This is a genomic window from Sporosarcina sp. Marseille-Q4063 (assembly GCF_018309085.1).
GTDB lineage: Bacteria > Bacillota > Bacilli > Bacillales_A > Planococcaceae > Sporosarcina.
The window spans coordinates 1,266,515-1,289,796 of the sequence record NZ_CP070502.1; the positions used below are offsets into that span (position 1 = coordinate 1,266,515).

The 23,282-nt window shown below is 41.4% G+C and carries 22 protein-coding genes, 21 tRNA genes, 1 rRNA gene, 1 pseudogene and 1 riboswitch; of the genes and pseudogenes, 8 read left to right on the forward strand and 37 right to left on the reverse strand.

Going from position 1 to position 23,282, the window contains the following annotated elements:
• The first annotated feature begins 21 nt into the window (after positions 1–21).
• On the forward strand, positions 22–180 hold the full coding sequence (locus JSQ81_RS06475) for a hypothetical protein (RefSeq protein ID WP_212606884.1): 159 nt from the start codon (positions 22–24) through the stop codon (positions 178–180).
• Here the strand turns inward: JSQ81_RS06475 and JSQ81_RS06480 are convergent.
• Positions 177–1,322: a baeRF3 domain-containing protein gene (locus tag JSQ81_RS06480; protein WP_212606885.1), complete on the reverse strand. Its 1,146-nt coding sequence runs from the start codon at positions 1,320–1,322 to the stop codon at positions 177–179. The two genes, JSQ81_RS06475 and JSQ81_RS06480, sit on opposite strands and share 4 nt — an antisense overlap.
• Before the next feature lie 202 nt (positions 1,323–1,524).
• On the opposite strand from JSQ81_RS06480, the gene JSQ81_RS06485 reads away from it, so the two are divergent.
• Positions 1,525–1,674, forward strand: a complete 150-nt coding sequence (locus JSQ81_RS06485; protein WP_172371858.1) for a hypothetical protein — start codon at positions 1,525–1,527, stop codon at positions 1,672–1,674.
• 265 nt (positions 1,675–1,939) lie between these two features.
• Here the strand turns inward: JSQ81_RS06485 and JSQ81_RS06490 are convergent, their stop codons facing one another.
• The 3 genes from JSQ81_RS06490 to JSQ81_RS06500 form a co-directional block, all read right to left on the reverse strand.
• Positions 1,940–2,128, reverse strand: a complete 189-nt coding sequence (locus tag JSQ81_RS06490; RefSeq protein ID WP_212606886.1) for a hypothetical protein — start codon at positions 2,126–2,128, stop codon at positions 1,940–1,942.
• Between the two features lie 82 nt (positions 2,129–2,210).
• Positions 2,211–2,738, reverse strand: a complete 528-nt coding sequence (gene lepB / locus JSQ81_RS06495) for a signal peptidase I (RefSeq protein WP_212606887.1) — start codon at positions 2,736–2,738, stop codon at positions 2,211–2,213.
• 18 nt (positions 2,739–2,756) lie between these two features.
• Positions 2,757–3,545 carry an alpha/beta hydrolase gene (locus JSQ81_RS06500; protein WP_212606888.1) on the reverse strand — a complete coding sequence of 263 codons (789 nt, stop codon included), beginning with the start codon at positions 3,543–3,545 and terminating at the stop codon, positions 2,757–2,759.
• Positions 3,546–3,659: 114 nt separating this feature from the next.
• Here JSQ81_RS06500 and JSQ81_RS06505 point away from each other — a divergent pair, with 114 nt between their 5' ends.
• Positions 3,660–4,172, forward strand: a complete 513-nt coding sequence (locus tag JSQ81_RS06505) for a gamma carbonic anhydrase (protein ID WP_212606889.1) — start codon at positions 3,660–3,662, stop codon at positions 4,170–4,172.
• A 308-nt stretch (positions 4,173–4,480) separates the two neighbouring features.
• Here JSQ81_RS06505 and metK read toward each other — a convergent pair whose 3' ends face one another.
• Positions 4,481–5,677, reverse strand: coding sequence for a methionine adenosyltransferase (gene metK / locus JSQ81_RS06510; RefSeq protein ID WP_212606890.1), 1,197 nt, complete (start codon positions 5,675–5,677; stop codon positions 4,481–4,483).
• Between the two features lie 192 nt (positions 5,678–5,869).
• Positions 5,870–5,989: riboswitch (SAM riboswitch) on the reverse strand.
• Positions 5,990–6,167: 178 nt separating this feature from the next.
• Between metK and pckA the strand changes: the two genes are divergently transcribed.
• Entirely contained in the window at positions 6,168–7,754 is a 1,587-nt protein-coding gene (gene pckA, locus JSQ81_RS06515) for a phosphoenolpyruvate carboxykinase (ATP) (protein ID WP_212606891.1), read from the forward strand.
• Positions 7,755–8,014: 260 nt separating this feature from the next.
• Here pckA and JSQ81_RS06520 read toward each other — a convergent pair whose 3' ends face one another.
• The 4 genes from JSQ81_RS06520 to JSQ81_RS06535 form a co-directional block, all read right to left on the reverse strand.
• On the reverse strand, positions 8,015–8,806 hold the full coding sequence (locus tag JSQ81_RS06520; RefSeq protein ID WP_212606892.1) for an alpha/beta hydrolase family protein: 792 nt from the start codon (positions 8,804–8,806) through the stop codon (positions 8,015–8,017).
• On the reverse strand, positions 8,778–9,266 hold the full coding sequence (locus JSQ81_RS06525; RefSeq protein ID WP_249336661.1) for an NUDIX domain-containing protein: 489 nt from the start codon (positions 9,264–9,266) through the stop codon (positions 8,778–8,780). Before JSQ81_RS06525 ends, JSQ81_RS06520 begins: the two co-directional genes overlap by 29 nt.
• Before the next feature lie 37 nt (positions 9,267–9,303).
• A complete protein-coding gene (locus JSQ81_RS06530) occupies positions 9,304–9,612 on the reverse strand; it encodes a transposase (RefSeq protein WP_212606893.1) in 309 nt (102 codons plus the stop codon).
• 89 nt (positions 9,613–9,701) lie between these two features.
• Positions 9,702–10,151 (reverse strand): Dps family protein, encoded by a 450-nt coding sequence (locus JSQ81_RS06535; RefSeq protein WP_212606894.1) that lies wholly within the window; start codon positions 10,149–10,151, stop codon positions 9,702–9,704.
• A 79-nt stretch (positions 10,152–10,230) separates the two neighbouring features.
• Here JSQ81_RS06535 and yidD point away from each other — a divergent pair, with 79 nt between their 5' ends.
• Entirely contained in the window at positions 10,231–10,461 is a 231-nt protein-coding gene (gene yidD, locus JSQ81_RS06540) for a membrane protein insertion efficiency factor YidD (RefSeq protein ID WP_212606895.1), read from the forward strand.
• Between the two features lie 132 nt (positions 10,462–10,593).
• Positions 10,594–11,547: a metal ABC transporter solute-binding protein, Zn/Mn family gene (locus tag JSQ81_RS06545; protein WP_212606896.1), complete on the forward strand. Its 954-nt coding sequence runs from the start codon at positions 10,594–10,596 to the stop codon at positions 11,545–11,547.
• A 32-nt stretch (positions 11,548–11,579) separates the two neighbouring features.
• Here JSQ81_RS06545 and menC read toward each other — a convergent pair whose 3' ends face one another.
• The 6 genes and pseudogenes from menC to JSQ81_RS06570 form a co-directional block, all read right to left on the reverse strand.
• Entirely contained in the window at positions 11,580–12,683 is a 1,104-nt protein-coding gene (gene menC, locus JSQ81_RS06550) for an o-succinylbenzoate synthase (protein ID WP_212606897.1), read from the reverse strand.
• Positions 12,665–14,110 (reverse strand): o-succinylbenzoate--CoA ligase, encoded by a 1,446-nt coding sequence (locus JSQ81_RS06555; protein WP_212607577.1) that lies wholly within the window; start codon positions 14,108–14,110, stop codon positions 12,665–12,667. Before JSQ81_RS06555 ends, menC begins: the two co-directional genes overlap by 19 nt.
• Before the next feature lie 63 nt (positions 14,111–14,173).
• On the reverse strand, positions 14,174–14,992 hold the full coding sequence (gene menB, locus JSQ81_RS20040) for a 1,4-dihydroxy-2-naphthoyl-CoA synthase (protein WP_210467821.1): 819 nt from the start codon (positions 14,990–14,992) through the stop codon (positions 14,174–14,176).
• A 45-nt stretch (positions 14,993–15,037) separates the two neighbouring features.
• Positions 15,038–15,862 (reverse strand): annotated as a pseudogene (gene menH / locus JSQ81_RS20045) (2-succinyl-6-hydroxy-2,4-cyclohexadiene-1-carboxylate synthase); the annotation flags it as partial.
• Positions 15,828–17,534, reverse strand: coding sequence for a 2-succinyl-5-enolpyruvyl-6-hydroxy-3-cyclohexene-1-carboxylic-acid synthase (gene menD / locus JSQ81_RS06565; protein ID WP_212606899.1), 1,707 nt, complete (start codon positions 17,532–17,534; stop codon positions 15,828–15,830). The gene menD and the pseudogene menH, both read right to left, overlap by 35 nt.
• Positions 17,527–18,912: an isochorismate synthase gene (locus tag JSQ81_RS06570; RefSeq protein ID WP_212606900.1), complete on the reverse strand. Its 1,386-nt coding sequence runs from the start codon at positions 18,910–18,912 to the stop codon at positions 17,527–17,529. Before JSQ81_RS06570 ends, menD begins: the two co-directional genes overlap by 8 nt.
• Positions 18,913–19,082: 170 nt before the next feature.
• Here JSQ81_RS06570 and JSQ81_RS06575 point away from each other — a divergent pair, with 170 nt between their 5' ends.
• Together JSQ81_RS06575 and JSQ81_RS06580 are read left to right on the forward strand one after the other, a co-directional pair.
• On the forward strand, positions 19,083–19,994 hold the full coding sequence (locus JSQ81_RS06575; RefSeq protein WP_212606901.1) for a 1,4-dihydroxy-2-naphthoate polyprenyltransferase: 912 nt from the start codon (positions 19,083–19,085) through the stop codon (positions 19,992–19,994).
• 144 nt (positions 19,995–20,138) lie between these two features.
• Positions 20,139–20,753, forward strand: coding sequence for a TraR/DksA C4-type zinc finger protein (locus JSQ81_RS06580; RefSeq protein WP_212606902.1), 615 nt, complete (start codon positions 20,139–20,141; stop codon positions 20,751–20,753).
• A 120-nt stretch (positions 20,754–20,873) separates the two neighbouring features.
• Here JSQ81_RS06580 and JSQ81_RS06585 read toward each other — a convergent pair.
• The 22 genes from JSQ81_RS06585 to rrf form a co-directional block, all read right to left on the reverse strand.
• Positions 20,874–20,945 (reverse strand) — tRNA-Glu (locus tag JSQ81_RS06585).
• Between the two features lie 9 nt (positions 20,946–20,954).
• Positions 20,955–21,045 (reverse strand) — tRNA-Ser (locus JSQ81_RS06590).
• A 7-nt stretch (positions 21,046–21,052) separates the two neighbouring features.
• Positions 21,053–21,127: transfer RNA gene (locus JSQ81_RS06595), tRNA-Asn, on the reverse strand.
• Between the two features lies 1 nt (position 21,128).
• Positions 21,129–21,205 (reverse strand) — tRNA-Ile (locus JSQ81_RS06600).
• Between the two features lie 4 nt (positions 21,206–21,209).
• A tRNA-Gly gene (locus JSQ81_RS06605) sits at positions 21,210–21,283 on the reverse strand.
• Between the two features lie 4 nt (positions 21,284–21,287).
• Positions 21,288–21,363 (reverse strand) — tRNA-Phe (locus tag JSQ81_RS06610).
• A gap of 51 nt (positions 21,364–21,414) precedes the next feature.
• Positions 21,415–21,490: transfer RNA gene (locus JSQ81_RS06615), tRNA-Asp, on the reverse strand.
• Positions 21,491–21,493: 3 nt separating this feature from the next.
• A tRNA-Met gene (locus JSQ81_RS06620) sits at positions 21,494–21,568 on the reverse strand.
• Between the two features lie 166 nt (positions 21,569–21,734).
• Positions 21,735–21,809: transfer RNA gene (locus tag JSQ81_RS06625), tRNA-Met, on the reverse strand.
• Between the two features lie 104 nt (positions 21,810–21,913).
• Positions 21,914–22,006 (reverse strand) — tRNA-Ser (locus tag JSQ81_RS06630).
• A gap of 11 nt (positions 22,007–22,017) precedes the next feature.
• A tRNA-Ile gene (locus JSQ81_RS06635) sits at positions 22,018–22,094 on the reverse strand.
• A gap of 6 nt (positions 22,095–22,100) precedes the next feature.
• Positions 22,101–22,174 (reverse strand) — tRNA-Met (locus tag JSQ81_RS06640).
• 47 nt (positions 22,175–22,221) lie between these two features.
• Positions 22,222–22,297 (reverse strand) — tRNA-Ala (locus JSQ81_RS06645).
• Between the two features lie 7 nt (positions 22,298–22,304).
• A tRNA-Pro gene (locus tag JSQ81_RS06650) sits at positions 22,305–22,381 on the reverse strand.
• 20 nt (positions 22,382–22,401) lie between these two features.
• A tRNA-Arg gene (locus JSQ81_RS06655) sits at positions 22,402–22,478 on the reverse strand.
• A 25-nt stretch (positions 22,479–22,503) separates the two neighbouring features.
• A tRNA-Leu gene (locus tag JSQ81_RS06660) sits at positions 22,504–22,592 on the reverse strand.
• A 7-nt stretch (positions 22,593–22,599) separates the two neighbouring features.
• Positions 22,600–22,674: transfer RNA gene (locus JSQ81_RS06665), tRNA-Gly, on the reverse strand.
• Between the two features lie 13 nt (positions 22,675–22,687).
• Positions 22,688–22,769: transfer RNA gene (locus JSQ81_RS06670), tRNA-Leu, on the reverse strand.
• Between the two features lie 28 nt (positions 22,770–22,797).
• Positions 22,798–22,873, reverse strand: a tRNA-Lys gene (locus JSQ81_RS06675).
• A gap of 5 nt (positions 22,874–22,878) precedes the next feature.
• Positions 22,879–22,954 (reverse strand) — tRNA-Thr (locus tag JSQ81_RS06680).
• A 24-nt stretch (positions 22,955–22,978) separates the two neighbouring features.
• Positions 22,979–23,054 (reverse strand) — tRNA-Val (locus tag JSQ81_RS06685).
• 83 nt (positions 23,055–23,137) lie between these two features.
• Positions 23,138–23,253 (reverse strand): 5S ribosomal RNA (gene rrf / locus JSQ81_RS06690).
• Positions 23,254–23,282: the final 29 nt, after the last annotated feature.

The following is a 23,282-nucleotide window of genomic DNA, read 5'->3' on the forward strand; positions in this document are numbered from 1 at the left end:
ACGACATTATGATGGTTTGCGATGACATTATTTGTGATAGCGACGACATTGTTAGTGATAGCGACAACATTCGTCATTTTAAGTATCCGATTTTCAAATATGCTGCATATCTACGGATATCCACAATTAAAAAGATCGAATTCCCATACCCATGAGAATCCGACCATTGTTTGTGATTAATACCTGTATACCGCGGCAGCTCCAGTAGTCGAAGGCATTCGCTCTTTTGGTAAAACGACAACCTCGCCACTATTGTTAAATACCATTTCCGCTAGATCATCAAGAACATCATCAACTTCAGGATTCCCAATCTTTCCATCTATTAAATCGCCAGTTTCCATGTCCATGCCGCCGGGTATGATTCGATCCGCTTCAATCAGAATTTTACTAATCCGATTTTCTGTCGCCGCGCGAACAATCTGGGCAATGTCATCAGAGCCTTTATCATTTGCACGTGCGTTTTCAAATTCATCAACTAGTTTTTTTGTCTTGGCCAATAACTGAGGCTCAATTTTTTTCCATGCACCATCTACTAACTGTTTAATAGATAAAGCATCGTAAGCAACTTTAATGCCTTCCTTTTCCAACATTGGATTATGACTGACGCGTTGGAACGGTGTATGATACTCGTCCAATGCGACTAAGAAAAGCGGCAAGTTCATTGGTTTTGAATAATGTTCTAAAACAGTTCGATCTACGGATCTAAAGAAACGTTCAATATCCTTATCGATTTCATCTTTTTTACTACCGTGGCCATGAAACATCGCTTGACCGCCAGACCCGCTAACTGCCCCGGCACTTAGGTAAGATTCCGTTAACTCGTCTCCCAACGCATCTTCAATTGTAAGTGGAAGCTCAGGATCTAATTCAACCTCTTCAAATCCATAGCGACTCCCCTCAAATAACGCAAATTCTTTTCGATTTAATCCTAATAAGTGATAACGGTCATCGGATTGAAATACTCGAATAAGCAGTTTGATATGGAAGCTATCTGCAACAACGGCGAATTCCTTCACAGAACGTTGAAGTCGGTAAACGATACATTTCTCACTGTTAGCAAAAACCGCCACTCCATCACCAGCATGTTCCCAAAATGGTTTGTCCATCAATAGTGTTTCAAATGGTTTCAATAAAGATTCCACTTCTTTTTTCGAATACTTTTGGTTCAATGATTCTTCGATTTCTTTCACTAGATTGGAAAATCGGATTGTGTTTTGCTGAGTTTCAGGTCCGTGGCGAAATGTCGGTTGGTACAATGAAATACATGGTTTCAAATCCGTGTTAAATAATTCATTTGGAAAGTCATTTACAATTTCATACATACAATTCCCTCCATTTTCAAACTTGCAACGCGAAAAGGAAACATACTAGACTCGCTTACTATGAGTTTCATAAGTTTCCTGTCGAATTGCCTCTCTTCTTCCATACCCTACTTTCATATTTGATAACAAATGAAATTTATGTGTTTAGGTGATTAATGAATGGGGTATAAAATGAGTAGTAGACATTGAGGAGAGGTTTTACATGGAAGAAAAAAAGAATATCGAAGTTAAACGAGAAGAAAAAACCGACAATAGCCTTGTCGGCGCTACCTTCATTAAATATGCTGCGTACATCATTATCTTTTTCGGATTCCTTTGGTTCTTGATCAAATTCATATTCCCAATGTTCTAATACTAAAAAGAACAAGCTCCCCCTAGCTTGTTCTTTTTTAAATGAACAAAAGCGCAAGGCGCCCGTTTAGCCCCGACAGGCATAAGCAATCCGGCGACGTGGCGTCCTTTGCCACATAGCTGGATTGCTTATGACCCGAGGGGCTGGCACCTGGAGCTAGACGTGAAATCTCTATGTTAGAAGATATCCACAGTCCATAAGCTTTTAGTTTCCTGCAAGCAAAAAAAGCCCATCGCATAGCCTCTATGCAATGGGCAATCGTTATTTAAAATCCACCAGATTCCAGTCGATCCTCTTTCAATGAACCACGTTTTTTTCCGCCGCCCATATACTCCGTCGAAGCGACTTCATTCGTCATTCGTTCTTCGTGAGAAAATTCTTCGCCTTTCAATTTCGTGTTTTTCAGGACATCTAAGCTATCTTTAGGCTGTGGTTTTTTTCCTTCATTCGACAAGACCATCACTCCTTCACATAATTGCATCTAGTGAAAGTATACCCAATCGACTCCAATGAATAACCAATAATCATCAATCCGATTATTTTGGAATGCCAATATCCGTTATAGGATAAAACCGAAAAGCCACTTTGCCAACGATTAATTTTTCATCGATGAACCCAAGCTCCCGACTATCTTTACTAAACCGTCGATTATCTCCAAGTACAAATATCTTCCCCTTAGGAACCACAACTTCGAAATCCTCCGTTAATCGTTCACCGATAAAAACCTTTTCTTTATGTGCCGCAAGATAGTCTTCCTGATGTTTTTGGTCATTTATATACAAATTATCTTTATCCATGACGACATGATCACCAGGCAGTCCAATCACTCGTTTGATGAGATTATCATCGGCATACGGCGAATGAAACACAACCATATCAAAACGGTCAATCGAATGGATTTTCGAAATGACAATCATATTATCATTTTCAAATGTCGGTTCCATCGATTCACCGGATACAATAACAGGTGTAAAAAGAAATTGGCGGATTAGGATAACAAGGATAAGTGCAATGCCTGCCGATTTCACCCATGAAAAAAGTTCTTTTTTGCCCGCTTCACTCATTTTATCTCCACCTTTTTTTCAGACGATATAACCTAATGACCGTAAAGCACTATGCATGAATGATTCGGTGTATAAAAACACTTCCTCTTGCTCCGGCTCTTGGTAAACATCATGGTATAATTTCGGCCACTCTTTATATTGTATTTCTGTTAGCTGCTGTTTCAAAAGCCAATTTTTCGACGCAGTGATGTCAGTGATTTTGTCATGGCCGCCTGTATGAAACAAGACTGGCACATTTCGGATTGATCCTTCATGCTGATTAACCGTCTTCATATAACTTTGCAACTCTTTATACCATCCTGCGGTTACTACCGAGCTATAATTTTTATCATCGCGTGCTTCAATATAAAAATCATAATTCCTTGTTAGTAGTTCAACATTAATATTATGATTGATTTTCATAGAAGATGACAGCTTCGTAAGCACACCTGCATATTTCGATGGTTGATGCTCAAGTTGCAACCACGGGGAACTTAAAATAACGCCCGCGCATATGATATCTTCCGTTTGCAAAACACGCATAACAAGCGTAGCACCAAGACCATGGCCCATGATGAATAACGGAAGTCCATCGACAATTCCGATTTTCAGAAGCTCTTTGACGTACTCAGTGTATGTAGCAAACTTTTCATCGTGAACATTACGACCAGTTTGCGCTCCGTGTCCTGGTAAATCGCCCATGACAACATGAAAATTACTATTTCGCAGCTTTTGAATAAGCCAAGCATAACGATTATGATGTTCGTATGCACCGTGCACGATTGCAACAACGGCTTTCGGCTGACCTTCTGCTTCCCATTTCCACATGGACAAATCCCCCTTTTATGTTGTACTCTCTTAATTTTCCCCAATATTTCTCAATAAAACCATGTTCTTTGTTATGATGATTATACACTACAGAAGGAAAAGAGGAGAAAATATTTGATTTACCCATATAAAGATAAAACACCAAATATCGATCCATCGGTTTTCATCGCAGATTACGCGACAATTACAGGCGATGTGACAATCGGCGCTGAAACAAGCGTATGGTTTAACACTGTGATTCGCGGTGACGTATCACCCGTTATCATCGGAAAAAAAGTAAGCATCCAAGATTTAAGTTGCCTTCATCAAAGTCCAAAGTTTCCGCTTGTTATCGAAGACGAAGTAACAATAGGACATCAAGTAACACTACATAGTTGCACAATAAGAAAAGGCGCACTGATTGGCATGGGTTCCATTATTTTAGACGGAGCCGAAATCGGCGAAGGCGCATTCATCGGAGCCGGCAGTTTAGTGCCGCCAGGAAAAAAGATTCCTCCAAATATGCTAGCACTCGGCTCCCCAGCAAAAATCGTCCGTGAATTAAATGACGAAGACCGAATAGATATGGAACGCGTCGTCAGGGAGTACGCGGAAAAGGGACAGTATTATAAGAGTTTGCAGAAATAAGGAATAGTCGTTTATTACGTAATAAAAGCGAGGTAATGGCGGGGGTTGAAAAACTAGAAATCGAAGTAAAACCAATGAATTTTACGAGCCGAAATAAAAGCGACCCTTCTGCGGTCGCTCTTATTTTTTCACCGTTAAAAAAATAACCAAACCAATTATAACAATGAAAGCTAATAACCCGACAATCCCCATCAATCCTATAATGCTCATCATACTCTTTCCCCTTCCAATAACACTTTTTAATTAATCATATGTCATAAAGATCAAAATAAAAAGCGTTGGAAGAGAAATTTCTCTTCTAACGCTTTTTATTTATTAGCTAGTTCTTTCAAAACTTCTGCTTTATCCGTTTGCTCCCACGAAAGATCAATATCTGTACGGCCAAAGTGACCATAAGCAGCTGTTTGTTTGTAAATCGGACGACGAAGGTCGAGCATTTTAATAATGCCTGCTGGACGAAGGTCGAATAACTCACGAACAACTTCGACGAGCTTGCTCTCTTCTACCATGTTCGTTCCGAATGTATTAATCGAAATCGATACTGGCTGTGCAACACCAATCGCATAAGCAAGTTGGACTTCGCAACTTTCAGCAAGACCCGCTGCAACGATGTTTTTCGCAACATAACGTGCTGCATAAGAAGCTGAACGGTCTACTTTTGTCGGATCTTTCCCAGAAAACGCTCCCCCGCCGTGACGCGCATATCCGCCGTATGTATCGACAATAATTTTACGCCCTGTCAGTCCCGCGTCCCCTTGTGGACCGCCAATAACAAAACGACCTGTTGGATTGATGAAGTACTTTGTATCTTCATCAATTAATTCTGCTGGCACAACCGGCTCAATCACGTATTTTTTAATATCTCGCTGAATTTCTTCAAGCGTTACTTCTGGATCATGTTGAGTCGAGATAACGATTGTGTCAATTCGTAAAGGTTTATTGTCTTCATCATATTCAACAGTAACTTGCGTCTTCCCATCTGGACGCAAATATGGAAGAATTTCTTCTTTTCGCACCTTTGCCAGCTCTTTTGAAAGCTTATGTGACATACTAATCGGAAGTGGCATGAGTTCTGGCGTTTCATTGCAAGCATATCCGAACATTAGCCCTTGATCTCCGGCACCGATTGACTCGATATCTTCATCGGACATTGAACCTCCACGGTCCTCAAGTGCTTGGTCTACACCAGCTGCGATATCTGCCGATTGTTCGTCAATCGCAGTCAAAACTGCAGATGTTTCCCAATCAAAGCCAAATTTCGCACGCGTATAACCTATTTCTTTTACTGTCTCTCGAACCACTTTTGGAATATCAACGTATGTCGTCGTTGTAATTTCACCAGCAACAAGAACAAGTCCTGTTGTGATGGTCGTTTCACATGCGACACGCGCATTTGGATCTTCTGCTAAAATCGCATCCAGAATGGCATCAGAAATCTGATCGCACATTTTGTCCGGATGTCCCTCTGTCACTGATTCTGACGTAAACAGACGGCGGTTTGTCATTTAATTTCCTCCTTATATCCTGCGAGATTGATACGGTACTCATTTTCCCATGTCAAGCCCCAATTCATACAGGGGAATGGTTTTAATCACCATTACGAGCTTTGCACACGAGGATAAAGGGTAAACATATTTAAAAAAGCCCTTCACTCACGTTAAAACATGAGGAAAGGCGTAATTTCAAAGCACCCTTCACTCTTATCATCCAAGGAATTTCACCTTGCATCAGGTTTAGCACCTTTGCATGAACATCATAGGTTCATACAGGTTGCCGGGTTTCATAGGGACTGCCCCTCCACCAGCTCGGGATAAGAGTATCCGTTCAATAGTACATTTTACGAAACTGTACCATATAAGTCAAATTTCTTTATAAATTATAGTTGCACTTCTAAGTAGTATAGTTTATTATTTTAAATGTGTTATACTAATTGATGAATGTGATGACAAACCACCCTTAATCATGGGACTAACTTAAAAAGGACGGGACAAATCTATGATTTCAGCGAAAATTGGTAACGAGCTTAGGAATCTTCTATCTGGCAGCAACGTGAATATTCAACTTTCAGTTCCACAACTTGTTGAAAAAGCTACTTCACGCGGTGAGGCTCTACTAACTGCAGATGGTGCAGTAACGGCGCAGACAGGAAAATATACGGGTCGTTCGCCCAAGGATAAGTATATCGTTGAAGAAGCTTCTTCAAAAGATAAAATCGATTGGGGAGCTGTAAACCGTCCGATCTCTGCGGAGATTTTCGATGCATTATATGAAAAAGTAATTTCCTATTTACAATTAAAAGATGAACTATTCGTTTTCAAAGGATTTGCCGGTGCGGATCATGCAACACGGCTTTCTATCCAGGTCGTGAATGAATATGCGTGGCATAACTTGTTTGTCCACCAATTATTCATTCGCCCGACTAAAGAAGAACTTGAAATGCATGACGCACAATTTACGATTGTCTCGGCGCCTACATTTAAAGCAGACCCTGACATCGATGGAACTGATTCTGAAACTTTCATTATCGTTAATATGGAAAAGCGTATCATCCTAATCGGCGGTACTGAATATGCCGGTGAAATGAAAAAATCTATTTTCTCTATCATGAACTACTTGCTTCCGGAAAACGGTATCATGCCGATGCATTGTTCTGCTAACGTTGGTGAAGACGGCGATGTCGCGTTGTTCTTCGGACTTTCAGGTACAGGGAAAACGACACTTTCCGCGGATGCGAACCGTAAACTTATTGGTGACGATGAACACGGTTGGTCTGATGATGGCGTCTTTAATATTGAAGGCGGCTGCTATGCGAAATGCATTAATTTATCAGCGGAAAAAGAGCCTGAAATTTTCGGCGCAATTCGTTTTGGTTCCGTTTTAGAAAACGTGGTCATTGATCCAGATACGCGTATTCCTGATTACGACGATGGTTCGTTAACGGAAAATACACGAGCAGCTTATCCGATCCATAACATTGATAATATTGTTACACCATCTGTCGCAGGACATCCAAAAACGATTGTATTCCTGACAGCTGATGCATTTGGTGTATTGCCGCCAATTTCAAAATTAACGAAAGAACAAGCGATGTATCATTTCCTTAGCGGTTTTACATCGAAACTTGCAGGAACTGAGCGCGGCGTCACATCACCAGAAGCAACATTCTCAACTTGTTTCGGCTCACCGTTCCTTCCATTACATGCGACTGTTTATGCGGAAATGCTCGGAAAGAAAATCGACGAGCACGGCGCACAAGTATTCCTAGTAAACACCGGTTGGACTGGCGGAGAATACGGCGTTGGAAATCGCATGGAATTGAAATACACGCGAGCAATGGTGCGGGCGGCACTCGCAGGGAAGCTGAATGACGTCGAAACTGAAGAAAACAGCGTATTTGGTCTAAATATGCCAAAAACAATCGACGGCGTTCCGTCTGAAATCCTAAATCCACGTAATGCCTGGGCCGATAAAACTGCCTATGATAAAAAAGCAAATGAATTAGCAGATCTATTCCGTAAAAACTTCAAAAAATTCGGCACCGTCTCAGAAGAAATCATCCTAAAAGGCGGACCGACAGCATAATAACATAATATAAAAGTAGATGAGGAGATTATCCCTCATCTACTTTTTTAATAGGAGCCAATAGTGTTAGTCACAACTTTGCTTGCACCCTGATGGAGTTTGCTTGCACTTCAGCCTAGTTTGCTTGCACACCGGACGGGTTTCCTTGCACTAATCGACCATTTGCTTGCACTTAAATGATTTTGCTTGCAAGTCGGGACTATTCACCTAGCAAAACACGCCCGTGCTCCGCGGGAAAGCGTCGCCCCAAACGTCTCGATTTATTTCCCCTGTCTCCTCATCCAATCACAAAGTTCCCGAACAATCTCGGCATTTTTCACAGGTGGTATATAATGTGTATACTCCGGAAAATACCAAGTTTCATAGTCTTTACTATGTTCACGAAGCGCATTTTCCAATAGCCTTGCTTGCTCAACAGAAACATGTTCATCAAGCTTACCATGTATAATCAGAACACTCGCATCTAGTTCATTAATTCGAAACAAAGCAGTCCTCTCACGATAAGCATCCGGATTATTATTAGGCGTTCCGCCGATCACACGCCTCATCATTCGCCTTAAATCTACACGTTCATGATATGTAAACACAACATCAGACACACCTGCCCACGTCACCATCGAAGTAATATCTTCCCGAAGAATCGCTGTCCAAAGCGCCATGATTCCGCCGCGCGAAAACGCCATTAAATGAATGCGATCTGCGATTGTCTTCGGCTGCTGTTTCAAAACGTCAACAGCATTCACCGCATCGAGGCGATCATCTCCCGCAAATTCATCGCGCCCTTCCCCGCCGCGATTTCCACGATAGTAAGGCGCAAACACAACAAATCCATTCGAAGCCAACTGCGCCATGCGCGCAGGCCGTACCATCCCCACATGTTGAATGCCGCCCCGCAAGTAAATAATTCCTTCATATTGTCCATCAGCAATCGGTTCAGCAAGCAGGCCTTTCACCTTCAACCCATCCGACCAATAAACAACTTCCTCAAGCCGCACATGTGGATTCGGAGAAGGATAAAGTCGCCTACTTCCAACCATTCCATCGCTTCTCATACGCTTCCACCCACTTTCGAATTGCAGACATTCCTTCGTCTTTCATATGAAAACTTAACTCGACACAATCAGTCAATTCGCTATCCGTCATCCAAACAACACCTTCAGTTTCATGAAGAACAGGATTTTCTTCGATATGTACAATATCCGCTGTAAATACTGCTTTGCAAAATGTCACATTGCTTTGAACGACATATTCCGCAAACTTCACAAGATTCGATATGGTCACGCCCGTTTCTTCAATTGTTTCACGAATTGCAGCCTCTTCAATCGTTTCCCCAACTTCCGCCTTACCACCTGGAAATTCAATTCCTCGGTCAGAATGTCGGGTAAGTAACCATTTCCCTTTAAATTTTAATACAACGAGCACATGTCGAGCTTCCATTCCGAAACGATTTTCTCCGAATGTCAGGTCGACCTGTGCGCCATTTAAGTCTTTGAAATTAACGATCGAAATCACGTCCTTTCATTCAGTGTAGCGAACGAAAGGGATTGATTCAACGGAAATACGGCAGTTGTTCGATAAACCTTTTCGACTCATTATCGGTAAACTCGTGGATTAACGCATAAACTTTTTTAGTCCGAACATCAATTTCGTCATTATCTTTATCATAATGATAAGGTACATAGGGAAGGTGAGCCCTTAAAAAATTACGAAATTCAAGTTCACTCGTCTGTTTAAATAAAGCGTGAAATATCGGCACATACTGTTCCGGAACTGTCACTTTATAATCCCATATCGAATCATCTGGGTGATGATGTACCCGCTGATTGGCAATCGACACATACATATGATATTTTTCCATGCAAAAACCATCCTTTTTTTACTGATAGGATGGTCTATAAAATAAAAAACATGCATCCCTTTTTATTTGGGACACATGTTCATGATCAATTAACTATTATCTTCACCAAGGAATGCATTTAGCATCCACTGATGTTTCTCAATGCTTTGATACGTAGCATTCAATAAGTCTTCAGTCATGTCATCGCCGACTTTAGCAGCTTCGTCCATTCCTTTTTTTAATGATTCCATAATTGCGCTGAAGTCATCGACAATAATTGCGACCATTTTATCAGCTTTTTCGTCACCAGCAGCTTCTTTTACGACAGATTGCTCCAAATGTTCCTTCAGCGTTGCGACGGGATCTCCACCGAGTGTTAAAATCCGTTCAGCAATTTCATCCATATGAGCAGTCGCTTCATTGTATAGTTCTTCAAATTTCGCATGCAATGTAAAAAATTGATGCCCTTTCACATACCAATGATAATTGTGTAATTTCGTATACATGACCGACCAAGTTGAAACCTGTACGTTCATTTCTTTAATAAGTTCCGTAGACATAAAAACATCTCCTTATATAATTCGTCTCACTGTTAATTTACCACAATCGGCCCTACAATAAACATTAAGGAGAAATGATATGAAAACGATACTTAAAGGAATCATTAAAATATATCAAAAAGCGATTTCACCACTGATGCCGCCATCATGTCGATTTCACCCGACCTGTTCGAATTACGGCCTAGAAGCAATCGAAACTCACGGTGCATTAAAAGGCTCGTGGCTAGCCATACGTCGGATTTCCAAATGCCATCCATTCCATGAAGGCGGATACGATCCAGTCCCCGACAAAAAGCCGAAAAATATATAAAAGTTCAGTCCTCTGCTGGACTTTTTTTAATATGTATTTATGTTGCGCATTCCATACTTAACTTGTATGATAAAAAAGTAATCTACTTAAATCGTAACGGTTACTATTTAGAAAAACGGAGGATTAATTCATTTGAAAAAAAGAAAAATATTTATAATCTCCCTACTAGCTTTGGTGCTATTCGCGCTTTCAGCTTGTAATAAAGCAGACAAAAATGAAGAAAATAAAATTATAATTAAAACGACGGTTTATCCACTTCAATATTTTGCAGAGCGAATTGGCGGCGATGCGGTTACTGTCCAATCAATCTACCCGCCAGGTGCCGATGAGCATACATTCGACCCTACGCAAAAAGATATGATTGCACTTGCTAATTCAGATTTATTCTTTTATATCGGCCTTGGACTCGAAGGTTTTGTTGAAAACGCTGAAAAGACGATGAAAAATGAACATGTAAAAATGGTCGCAACAGCAGATGCTATCACCGAAGACATGTTAGGCGAAGACCATGATCATGAATTAGAAGGCGGTCAAGACGAAGAACATCACCAACACGGCGCATTCGATCCCCATGTATGGATGTCACCAATTCTAAGTGATGCGCTCGCTTACTCAATTAAAGAAGAATTAATTGAAATAGCTCCTGACAAAAAAGCGGATTTCGAGAAAAACTATGAAGCGTTGCAAAACGACTTACTAAAACTTGATCGTCAATTTATCGAAATGGCGTCGAACGCACAGACTAAAACATTTTTTGTGTCGCATGCCGCCTTTGGATATATTGCAGATACGTATGGACTTGAACAAACCGCGATTGCGGGACTGAATTCCCAAAGCGAACCTTCCCAAAAACAATTGACGTCGCTTGTCGAAGAAGCGAAAAAGCATGATGTAAAATATGTCTTATTTGAACAAAACGTGTCGTCAAAACTAACTGATGTCATTCGAAAAGAAATCGGCGCAGAATCTTTAATGTTGCACAATTTGGGCGTGCTGACAACCGAGGATATTAAAAATAACGAAGACTATTTTTCCTTAATGGAATACAATATCGAAACGCTCGAAAAAGCATTAAGCGGAAAATAAACAGGACTGTCCAATCCGGGCAGTCCTGTTTTTTAATACGAATCAATTAAATATTTTTCGACAAGTTCTTTATTCAACTTCACACCAATACCAGGACGCTCTGAAAGATTAATAACCCCATTTTCAATTACAACAGTAGGTTCAACTGGATCTTCATGCCAAAAATGGTCTGACGCACTAAAATCGCCCGGCAGTGAAAACTGAGGAAGTGAAGCCAACGCTAAATTATGCGCTTTCGATATGCCAAATTCAATCATCCCGCCAATCCAAAGATCCAAACCATTCGCATTCGCAACTTCCAATACCTTTAGCGACTCAGTCGTCCCACCAATTCGTCCAGGTTTCAACACGACAACCGATCCCGCACCGCTCGTTGCCATGCGTTTCACATCCTGCACTGAACGGATACTTTCATCCAGCGCTATCGGCGTTTTCATGCATTGCACAGCCTTCCAATGCATACGCCACTCATCATCCCCAAATGGTTGTTCAATTAAAGCCAATCCCGCCTGATCAAACTTCTTTAGCGCATCAAGTCCGAGTTTGTCGAAAATCCCATTGGCATCTCCAAAAAACAACATATCTTCTGTTGAATCAACAAGATTTTTTAATTTCAACGGTTTCGTGTCCACATCAAATTTCAATTTCACTCGCTTATAACCAGCATCTCTTGCAGCTCGAACAGCCGAAACCATCCGATCATCAATACCGCCCGTCAACACAACCCCAGCATCGATTTCACGTCGAACACCGCCAAGAAGTTTCCACAACGGCAACCCCTTTTTTATCGCAAATAAATCCCACGATGCCTGATCTAAACAAGCTTTCGCCATCCGATTTCCTTTTACATGCGAAAACTCAGCACTTACTTCGGATGGATGTGCAAATTCCTTGTCGACTAAAGCAGGAATCAGCCAATTAACAAGCGCATCCCAACATGTCTGGACAGTTTCTTCTGTATACCAAGGTGAAGAAAATGCCACACACTCGCCCAGTCCAATTTCCCCGTCCGAATCAACCATTTCAACAAAAATACTTTCCCGATTTGTCACCGTTTGAAGATGCGTGGAAAAGTGAGTTTTCAAAGGAACTGAAACTCGATACAAACGAATTTCTGTTATTGTAAACTTGCCCATTCCTTCAACTCCCGCCGTAATAATTTGTTGGAAGCATTACGCGGTAACTCTTCGACAAAATAAAACTCTTTCGGCACTTTATAAGATGCAAGCCACTCTCTGCAAAACGCCTTCAGTTCTTCTTCCGACACATTCTCTGTAACAACGACAAACGCAATCGGCACACTTCCCCATTCATCGTCATCTTTCCCGCAAACACCCGCTTCAGAAATCAGTGGATGCGCCGCGAGTACATTTTCAATCTCGGCCGGATAAATATTTTCCCCACCCGAAATAATCAAATCCGAGCGTCGATCAACAATATATAAATAACCTTCTTCATCAAAATAACCGATATCACCAGTTGGAAGCCAACCGTCGATTAATGGATTTTGAGTTGCAACATGTCCGATATAGCCAGGCGTAACATGAGGCCCTCGAATATAGACCTCTCCATTTTCCATCGGATTTTTTGCGTCATTAATTTTTATTTGATTAAAAAACAACGGTTTCCCTGCCGATCCTATTTTCCGAATCGCATCTTGTGATGAAAGCGTTGCAGTCTGGGAACTTGTTTCCGTCATCCCATACGTTTGTAGCACAGGTATCTCGCAAGTTTGCGCTCTTTCCAAGTAATCAATCGGAACAGGTCCACCGCCAGCAAGCATCGTCTTAAAAGAACCGTGAGCAACCGTCCCGTGCTTCTCGAATTCACGTAGTATCTTATCCAACGTAACCGATACAACCGAAACTCGTGTCACCAATCCTTGTTGGATATCCTCATATACATTCTCAGCGTTAAATTTATCATAAAGCTTTACTTCCATGCCGTACAATACAGAACGGACAAGAATTGAAAACCCGCTTATATGAAATAACGGCATCGTGCAAAGCCAAACATCGTTTTCCTCAAGACCCAAATTCAACACAGAAGAAAGCGCACTCGAGGTATGATTATTTGCCGTTTGCCGAACGCCTTTCGGAAAACCAGTCGTCCCCGAGGTATACATAATCGTAATTGTTCGATCTGGATTCCAAGTTTTCTCGACTACAATCATACTTTCATCACTTGCATGAATTTTAGAGAAAGGTAACGTGGAAGTAGTTAAATCACTCAACAGATTTTCTAACTCTTCAGCAACAATGACAACGGATGCCGCCGAATCCTCCACTTGCCATTCAATTTCCTTTTTCGTCAAGCGACTATTCAACATCACAATTTCAAGTCCAAGAAGCATGCATGCATGAATAATAAAGACCATTTCATCATTGGACGGCCCAAGTAAGGCTATACGATCTCCACTATGTAAACCGTTCGCTCTTAATTTCCGCGCAAGCGTCATCGATTTCTCTTCAACTTGTTTAAAAGTCCAACTTTCGCCATTATATGTCAACGCAGTTTTATCCGGCGTTAAATAAACCCGTTGTTTAAGCCAATTAGGTATCAACAAAATCACCTTCCATTTAGAAAAAGCTGCCCATATATTCGGGCAGCTCGTTGTTCGTTTAAATTAAGGGAAGCGTGGGAATTGACCAAAGTCCGGTTTGCGTTTTTCTTTAAACGCGTCGCGGCCTTCTTTTGCTTCGTCCGTTGTGTAATAAAGTAATGTTGCGTCTCCAGCCATTTGTTGAAGTCCCGCAAGTCCATCTGTGTCTGCGTTCATAGCTGCTTTAACGAAACGTAGTGCTGTCGGGCTCATTGAGAGCATCTCTTCACACCATTGAACCGTTTCATCTTCTAATTGTTCGTATGGAACCACCGTGTTTACAAGCCCCATATCAAGTGCTTCCTGTGCATTGTATTGACGGCATAAGAACCAAATCTCACGCGCTTTTTTATGCCCGATAATGCGAGCAAGATAACCAGAACCATATCCAGCATCAAACGATCCCACTTTCGGGCCTGTTTGACCAAAGATAGCATTGTCTGCAGCAATTGTTAGGTCGCAAACAACATGTAAAACGTGTCCCCCGCCAATCGCGAATCCTGCAACCATTGCCACAACCGGTTTTGGAATCACACGGATTAAGCGTTGCAAGTCAAGAACGTTCAGGCGTGGAATTTCATCTTCCCCGACATAACCGCCGTGACCGCGAACTCGTTGGTCGCCGCCTGAACAAAATGCCTTTTCACCTTCACCAGTTAAAACGATAACCCCGATGCTTTCATCGTCACGCGCACGTGAAAATGCATCAATTAGTTCTGTAACCGTTTTCGGACGAAATGCATTTCGCACCTCAGGGCGGTTAATAGTGATCTTAGCAATACCACTATGCTTTTCGTATTTAATGTCCTCATATGTACGTAATGTTTCCCATTGACGAGTCATAAATTTTTCCTCCTTCGTTATTATCTTTTGAACATGCTCCTCTATCATTGTAGCAAATAAAGTCGGTTTTTCCACATGTATTGCATGTCCTGCATTTTTTACAATGCAATGCTTCGAATTATGCAGTCCTTTTTTCATTTCCTGGGCAATTTTAACGAATTTCTTGTCGATTTCACCCGTAATAAGTAACACTGGTACTTTTATTTCTTTAAGCCTATTCCAATTCGAAGGCTGGCTACCCGTTCCAATTCCAAGCAAACTACCCGCTAACCCAACTTCATTTTGCGATAAACGTTCATCTCGTATTTTTTGTTGTCGTTCTGCCGACAACTTCTTTTGCGAATCAAAAAGAGGAATACTCTCCCAAAACTCAACAAATAATCGAATTCCTTCACTACTAATTTTCCCTGCGAGCAATTTGTCTTTGTTCATTCGTTCTATTCGGTCAATATCCATCTTCAAACCAGGCGTTGAACTTTCAAGTATTAAAGATGCCACGCGCTTCGGGTAATTAATCGTATAGCTTAATGCAATCCGTCCACCCATCGAATAGCCCATAAGAGTAAATTTTGTAAGATTTAATTCGCAAAACAATACTTCCAAATCAGCAATTTGCTTTTCCATTGAATATCGACTCGGATCCAATGGCGCAAATGTTTTTCCATGACCAATCAAATCGATAGCCACCGTATGATATTTCCCTTTTAAGAGGTCGATTATTTCAGACCAAGTCCCTGCACTTCCCGTAAATCCATGTAAAAAGACAATAACCGGCAAAGCAGGATCATTACTTCGCTGAACGTGATAATCTATTCCATTTATAGGGATAATCATTTCATTCAATGGAATCAATTCTTTTCGTAATTTCATTCCATAATGTACGGTGAGCTGTTACATTTGCTTCACGATTTGTAAACACTTCGATAATACGGATATTCTTCTCTTTTTCTTTTGCCAATTCTTGTTCAAACTCTTCCATCGACTCAATTGAAGCGTATTGTGCATCGTACATTGCCGCAATATGTTCGAACGTTAAACCTGTCGGTGTGCCGAAAAGCCTTTCAAAATGATTGCCTGATTCAGCTTGCGGCAAATAAGAAAAAATACCGCCGCCATCATTATTCATAATAACGATTGTTAGATCTGTTTCATGGAATCTCGACACAATCAGCCCATTCACATCATGTAAAAATGATAAATCACCGATTAATAACCAAGTTGGGCGTTTCCGCGCTGCTTGAATTCCCAATGCAGTCGAAACAACACCGTCAATCCCATTTGTACCGCGATTCGCAAAAATTGTAATATCCCTATCTGTTTTACCGAAAAACGTGTCTACATCGCGTATGGGCATACTGCTGCCACTTATCAAATCCGACTCGTCTGGTAAATGGGAGAATAACATTTGGGTGTAAGCCCCTTCATCACTGCCAATTGAATTTTCCATTACAACGGTTGCTTCATGATTTGCCCGACTCCATATTCTTGCATAAAAACTTTCTTCTTTTTGAACATTGATTTGAAGAAATGCCTCTGCCGATGATTGAATATGGTGAGTAACTATACCAAGCGGATCTCGAAACTCTGGCGATTCATCAACTAAAACAACAGTTTGTGGCCTTACTTTTTTCAGAAAAAGTGATAATGGTTTTGAAACAGGTTGTGGACCAAAGCGAATAACAGTATCCGGGATTGCTTTTCCTTTATATAATTCACTCTTTAACAGTGCATCATACCGATCAATACAAAGATTCATGCAATTAGTTGGAACCTTTGCACGCAGGTTTGATAGCGGATCACATAAAACCGGCCAGTTTAAAGCTTTTGCAAACTTCCAAAACAACTCAGTATCAATCCCAATTGGCAACTCGCCAACAACTAGTAAACCTTTTTCCGTTTTATGTAAGACACTCTCAATGAACTGTGTTGTGGAAGCATCTAGAAAATCTATCCCTTTCATACGTTGGATAAATGTCGGAGATGGTGTTTCCATTTCAAAATCAATGAGCAACGGTTCTCTAAACGGTACATTTAGATGAATCGGCCCACTTGGTGCAGAAAGAGCAACAGAAGCTGCTCGTTGCACATGTCTTTCTATATAATCATCGACATCGCTGTTTTCCTCTGCCAGTGGAAAATCAACGCTATATTTCACATGATTTCCGTATAATTGAATTTGATCAATCGCTTGTGGAGCACCCACTTCTCTCAATTCATGCGGGCGATCAGCTGTAATTACAATCAGCGGAATACGCGCATAATGGGCTTCTGTAACCGCCGGAAAATAGTTCGACGCAGCCGTTCCCGACGTGCAAAGAAGAACAACAGGTTCACCTGTTGCCTTAGCTAATCCTAGTGCAAAAAATCCCGCTGATCGTTCATCTACTTGCATATAAGCTTCCAATGATTTCGTTGATGCAAATGCATAAGCCAAAGGCGTAGACCTTGAACCTGGACTGATGACAACTGACTTTACTCCCGCATTCATTAATGCTCTTGTCATCCGACGTACATAATTTGTTAATGGCTTCTTGTTACCCATTCAATTTTCCCCCAAGCGCCCTTAAAACTGGTCTGAACTTAACCCAGGTTTCATCATATTCCTTGTCGGGTTCTGAATCTGCGACAATCCCGCCGCCAGCATATAAATAAGCTTTGTCCCCGTCTAGCAAACCCGAACGTATTGCAACCGCAAATTCCCCATTGCCATCGCTGTCCGTCCAACCAATAGGAGCAGCATAATAACCGCGGTCCATCCGTTCCTCCCGACGAATCACTTCCATTGCCTTATTCGTTGGAACACCACCCAATGCTGGCGTCGGATGGAGTTCTTCGACTAAATTAAAAATATCCGCTCCACTTACAAGCTTTCCTTCAATTGGAGTAAATAAGTGCTGAATATCACGAATTCGCATTAACTTAGGTTCTTTAGGCATTGAAACATCTGAACAATTTTTATTGAAAACATTAGATATCATATTAACGACATAATGATGTTCTTCACGATTTTTATCATCATTTAATAACTCTTCGCCTAATTCCCGGTCCTCCATAGCAGTTTTTCCACGCTTAATAGACCCAGCAACACATGCAGAATAGGCTTGTCCATCAACAATTTCAATCAGACGCTCAGGCGTTGCTCCAAAAAACAACTGTCCGTTCTTTTGTAATCCAAAATGATAGCTTTCTTGCTGCTCGCTAGTAATATGATGAAGAGCAGCTACACTCGATACTTCCTGTTCAAAATTCATTTGCAACGAACGCGCAATAACAACTTTCTCCGCTTCGCCTTTGTTAATTTGATCCGTTACATCTTGAACGGCCTTTAGATAAGAATCTTTTTCAATTTCATCTATACCACTGACAATCGGCTTTATCGAAGACGCAAATTCATTTACCTCTGCAATATGAATTAGACGATCGCGTTCCTCCCGTAATGCATCGAATTCTTCAACAGCATTACTATCTGTTGTAATCAAGTTAATCGAAATAAACATTTGACCATTCTTACTGATTAATTGATAAGAAGGTACGACAAAATATGCAGACGGAAACCCATCCCATTTAGAGGCTTTAATGCTTTTCGGATCGAATGAAAAGCCCCCAAAAAGAACAGGTGCAATATCTTTCTCTTCTTTGATTAAAACAGCACATAATTCCTTCCACCGTTTTGATACTTCCAAGAAACGTTTGTCATATTCATTACTGGTTATTATTTTAGCGTGACCCAGACCGACTATTGTTAAAGTTCGATCAGCATTTTGCCAATAAAAATGTTTTTCTTTATAATCGGAACTTCCTGCCTCTAAAAAAGAAAGAGGAGATATGCGTCCAATTTCGATGGTTTCTGAAAAAAATCGATAATCAGAAGTCTTATCAGTTTTTCCGATATTTTTTGTTGCAGTTGTTTTTCGACTCATTTTCTTCCCTCCAGGAAGTAATAAAATACATCCTTCTTAATAGAACCATTAAAAAATCTCATGCCTCTATTCTACCACATCGGCTCCTGTAATAAGCGTATAGCATACCCAGAAGCCCCAATTTAGAGTATAATAAGTTAGATGAATATAATAATAAGGAGAGAATTATTTTGCAACAAACCATAAAAGCTGACACTGGATGGCGTATTTGGTGGCAATTAACTAGACCCCATACGTTGACAGCTGCTTTTGCCCCTGTATTTTTAGGAACAATGATCGCTTTAACTTATGAAGCCATTCATTTTCCATTATTTATTGCAATGCTTGCCGCAAGTATTTTCATACAAATGGCGACGAATATGTTTAATGAATACTACGATTTCAAGAGAGGCCTGGATACCGAAAAATCTGTCGGAATTGGCGGGGCTATTGTTCGAAACGGCGTTAAACCAAAAACAGTGCTTAATCTTGCTTTTTTATTATACGGAATATCAATTCTTATAGGAATCTACATATGTATGGAAACCTCTTGGGGACTTGCACTCGTTGGTTTGGTTTCCATGCTAATTGGTTATCTATATACAGGTGGACCTTATCCAATAGCCTATACACCGTTCGGTGAACTCGTTTCCGGCGTAGTTATGGGAATGCTACTAATCCTTATAGCCTTTTACATACAAACTGGAACGGTTACCACAGAGGCAATCTTGTTATCAATTCCTAGTATGTTACTTGTAGCTGCGATTATGATGGCTAACAATATTCGTGATCTTGTAGGCGATGAAAAAAATGGCAGGAAAACATTGGCAATTATTGCTGGCCGCTCTAATGCAATTACAATCCTGATGATGTTCTTTATCGTCTCATATGTTTGGATAATCGGACTTATCATTTTTGGTCATCTTACACCTTGGGCTTTACTCGTGTTCCTCAGTATTCCAAAACCAATTATCGCAATTTCAGTTTTCAAAAAAAATCTTCAACCTTTGGAAGTTGCTCCCGCAATGAAAGAAACAGCAATCACTAACACGTTATTTGGATTATTACTTGGTATCGGTATTCTCATGGGCCACCTTTTTTAATTTTTTTATTCCTATCCAAAAGCTGATTAAACTCAGTTATATTGGATAGGTTTTTTTATTTATGTTTTACACAACCGTAAAATAGGGAATCAGTGTTAATAAGATGGATATACTATAAAAAATATGAAAAGGTTGGGATTTAAAATGCTATCTGAAAAAGAGTTTTCTATATTAAAAAAAGAACTGTTAGACCTTAAAGAAAAATCAACTGTACAGGAAGAAGAAACATATCCTAAAGAAAGTCAAAAAGAAACTTTAGGCGAATTGTCTTCTTATGACAATCATCCAGCAGATATGGGAACCGCTTTATTTGAACGGGAAAAAGATTTAGCGCTTCATGAACATGCAGAATCGGAGTTAGGTAAGGTTGATATAGCATTAGAAGCAATGGCTGAGGGTTCGTACGGAAAGTGTCAAGTATGTAATAAGGATATTCCTTTTGAAAGATTAATCACAGTACCTTACACTACATTTTGTGTTGAACATGCCGCAATCAAAGAGCAGTCGGTTGAAGAAGATGCAGCCATAAATGAAGTTGAAAATCCATTTGAGAGTACGAGAGATACGCGATCAATTGATTATCAGAATAGTTTTCACGCGGTTGCAGAATTTGGTACATCCGACGCGCCATCGGACTTTATTGACAGTGAAAAACAGACGTATATGGATGATAATGATAATGATCGTGAAAACGACGAAATATCTAGAATAGATAATATCATAGGTAAGAGCGTAACAAATAATACGAACAATTCCTGATTAATGAAAACAGACAAAAGTTCTTTGGGCTAGTTCTATAGTACTTCTGAAATAACAAAAAAGCTGTTTCGTCTACTGAAGATACACAGTAAATGAAACAGCTTTTTATTATTGTTTTTATGACCCCTACGGGATTCGAACCCGTGATACCGCCGTGAAAGGGCGGTGTCTTAACCGCTTGACCAAGGGGCCAAACAAATATGGCGGAGAAGGAGGGATTCGAACCCTCGCACCGCTTACGCGATCTATGCCCTTAGCAGGGGCACCTCTTGAGCCACTTGAGTACTTCCCCGAATAAATGGCTCCGCAGGTAGGATTCGAACCTACGACCGATCGGTTAACAGCCGATTGCTCTACCACTGAGCTACTGCGGAATGGTGGGCCTAAGTGGACTCGAACCACCGACCTCACGCTTATCAGGCGTGCGCTCTAACCAGCTGAGCTATAGGCCCTTGTTGGAGCGAGTGAAGGGAATCGAACCCTCATCATCAGCTTGGAAGGCTGAGGTTTTGCCATTAAACTACACTCGCAAAATGGTGGCTCAGGACGGAATCGAACCGCCGACACAAGGATTTTCAGTCCTTTGCTCTACCGACTGAGCTACTGAGCCATACTTGATTGTGGTATATTTTTTTATAAAACTATGTAGTAAAATACATAATGGCGGTCCCGACGGGAATCGAACCCGCGATCTCCTGCGTGACAGGCAGGCATGTTAACCGCTACACCACGGGACCATTTGGTTGCGGGGACAGGATTTGAACCTGTGACCTTCGGGTTATGAGCCCGACGAGCTACCACTGCTCCACCCCGCGACAATATTATTGGAATTGATTTTAATGTATACGCATTTATAGTGTTTGACACCTTATGCTTCGCTTCGGTGTTAATCGCATTCTTCGTGATGCGATTTGCTCCACCTCGCGACAATACTATTGAAACAAACTAAGGTAAAAGGAAAAGTATATAAATTTTAAAAATTGGTTGCGGGGACAGGATTTGAACCTGTGACCTTCGGATTATGAGCCCGACGAGCTACCACTGCTCCACCCCGCGATAATATTATTGGAATTAAATCTAACCTTTAAAATATAAGCAAAGATATACATTAATCAACTTACTAAATTAACTTTATTTCATTTCACCATTTTGAATAAAAATGGCGGAGGAAGAGGGATTCGAACCCCCGCGGGCTTTAACACCCCTGCTGGTTTTCAAGACCAGTCCCTTCAGCCAGGCTTGGGTATTCCTCCGAGATTTAAGATGGTGGACCTTGCAGGACTCGAACCTGCGACCGGACGGTTATGAGCCGTCTGCTCTAACCAACTGAGCTAAAGGTCCTTATGATGGCGGCGGAGGGAGTCGAACCCACGACCTTACGGGTATGAACCGGACGCTCTAGCCAGCTGAGCTACGCCGCCAGGATATTTAGATAAGTTGATAGATAATAATAGACCATTAAAATTAATGGTGGAGCCTAACGGGATCGAACCGTTGACCTCCTGCGTGCAAGGCAGGCGCTCTCCCAGCTGAGCTAAGGCCCCTAAAAAATGGTCGGGAAGACAGGATTCGAACCTGCGACCCCTTGGTCCCAAACCAAGTGCTCTACCAAGCTGAGCTACTTCCCGAGATTTATAGGTGAAAATAATGGCGCGCCCGGCAGAAGTCGAATCCACAACCTTCTGATCCGTAGTCAGACGCTCTATCCAATTGAGCTACGGGCGCATAAAAATCTTTTTTTGAAAAAATATGGTGCCGAGAACCGGAATCGAACCGGTACGGTAGTTACCTACCGCAGGATTTTAAGTCCTGTGCGTCTGCCAGTTCCGCCACCCCGGCGAATCAATGGAGCGGAAGACGGGATTCGAACCCGCGACCTCCACCTTGGCAAGGTGATATTCTACCACTGAACTACTTCCGCGTAATAAATAAAGTGCGGGTGAAGGGAGTCGAACCCCCACGCCCGAAGGCACTAGATCCTAAGTCTAGCGTGTCTGCCAGTTCCACCACACCCGCATGATTAATATGTCGGCAAGTCATAAAATGGTGAGCCATACAGGATTCGAACCTGTGACCCTCTGATTAAAAGTCAGATGCTCTACCAACTGAGCTAATGGCTCGAAAGTGGTGCCGGAGAAAGGACTTGAACCCTCAACCTACTGATTACAAGTCAGTTGCTCTACCAGTTGAGCTACTCCGGCGTTATTTCAAGTTCTAAAATTGAGTGGTGGAGGATGACGGGCTCGAACCGCCGACCCCCTGCTTGTAAGGCAGGTGCTCTCCCAGCTGAGCTAATCCTCCTGGGTAAATTACAGATGAACTTCTTTCATGAAATTCACTGATATAAAGTTTCGTTAAGCTTAACTATGTAATGAATTGTATAAGCCTGGCAACGTCCTACTCTTGCAGGGGGATGCCCCCAACTACCATCGGCGCTGAAGAGCTTAACTACCGTGTTCGGTATGGGAACGGGTGTGACCTCTTCGCTATCGCCACCAGACTTATTTGTCGCTTTCTTAAGGACAATAT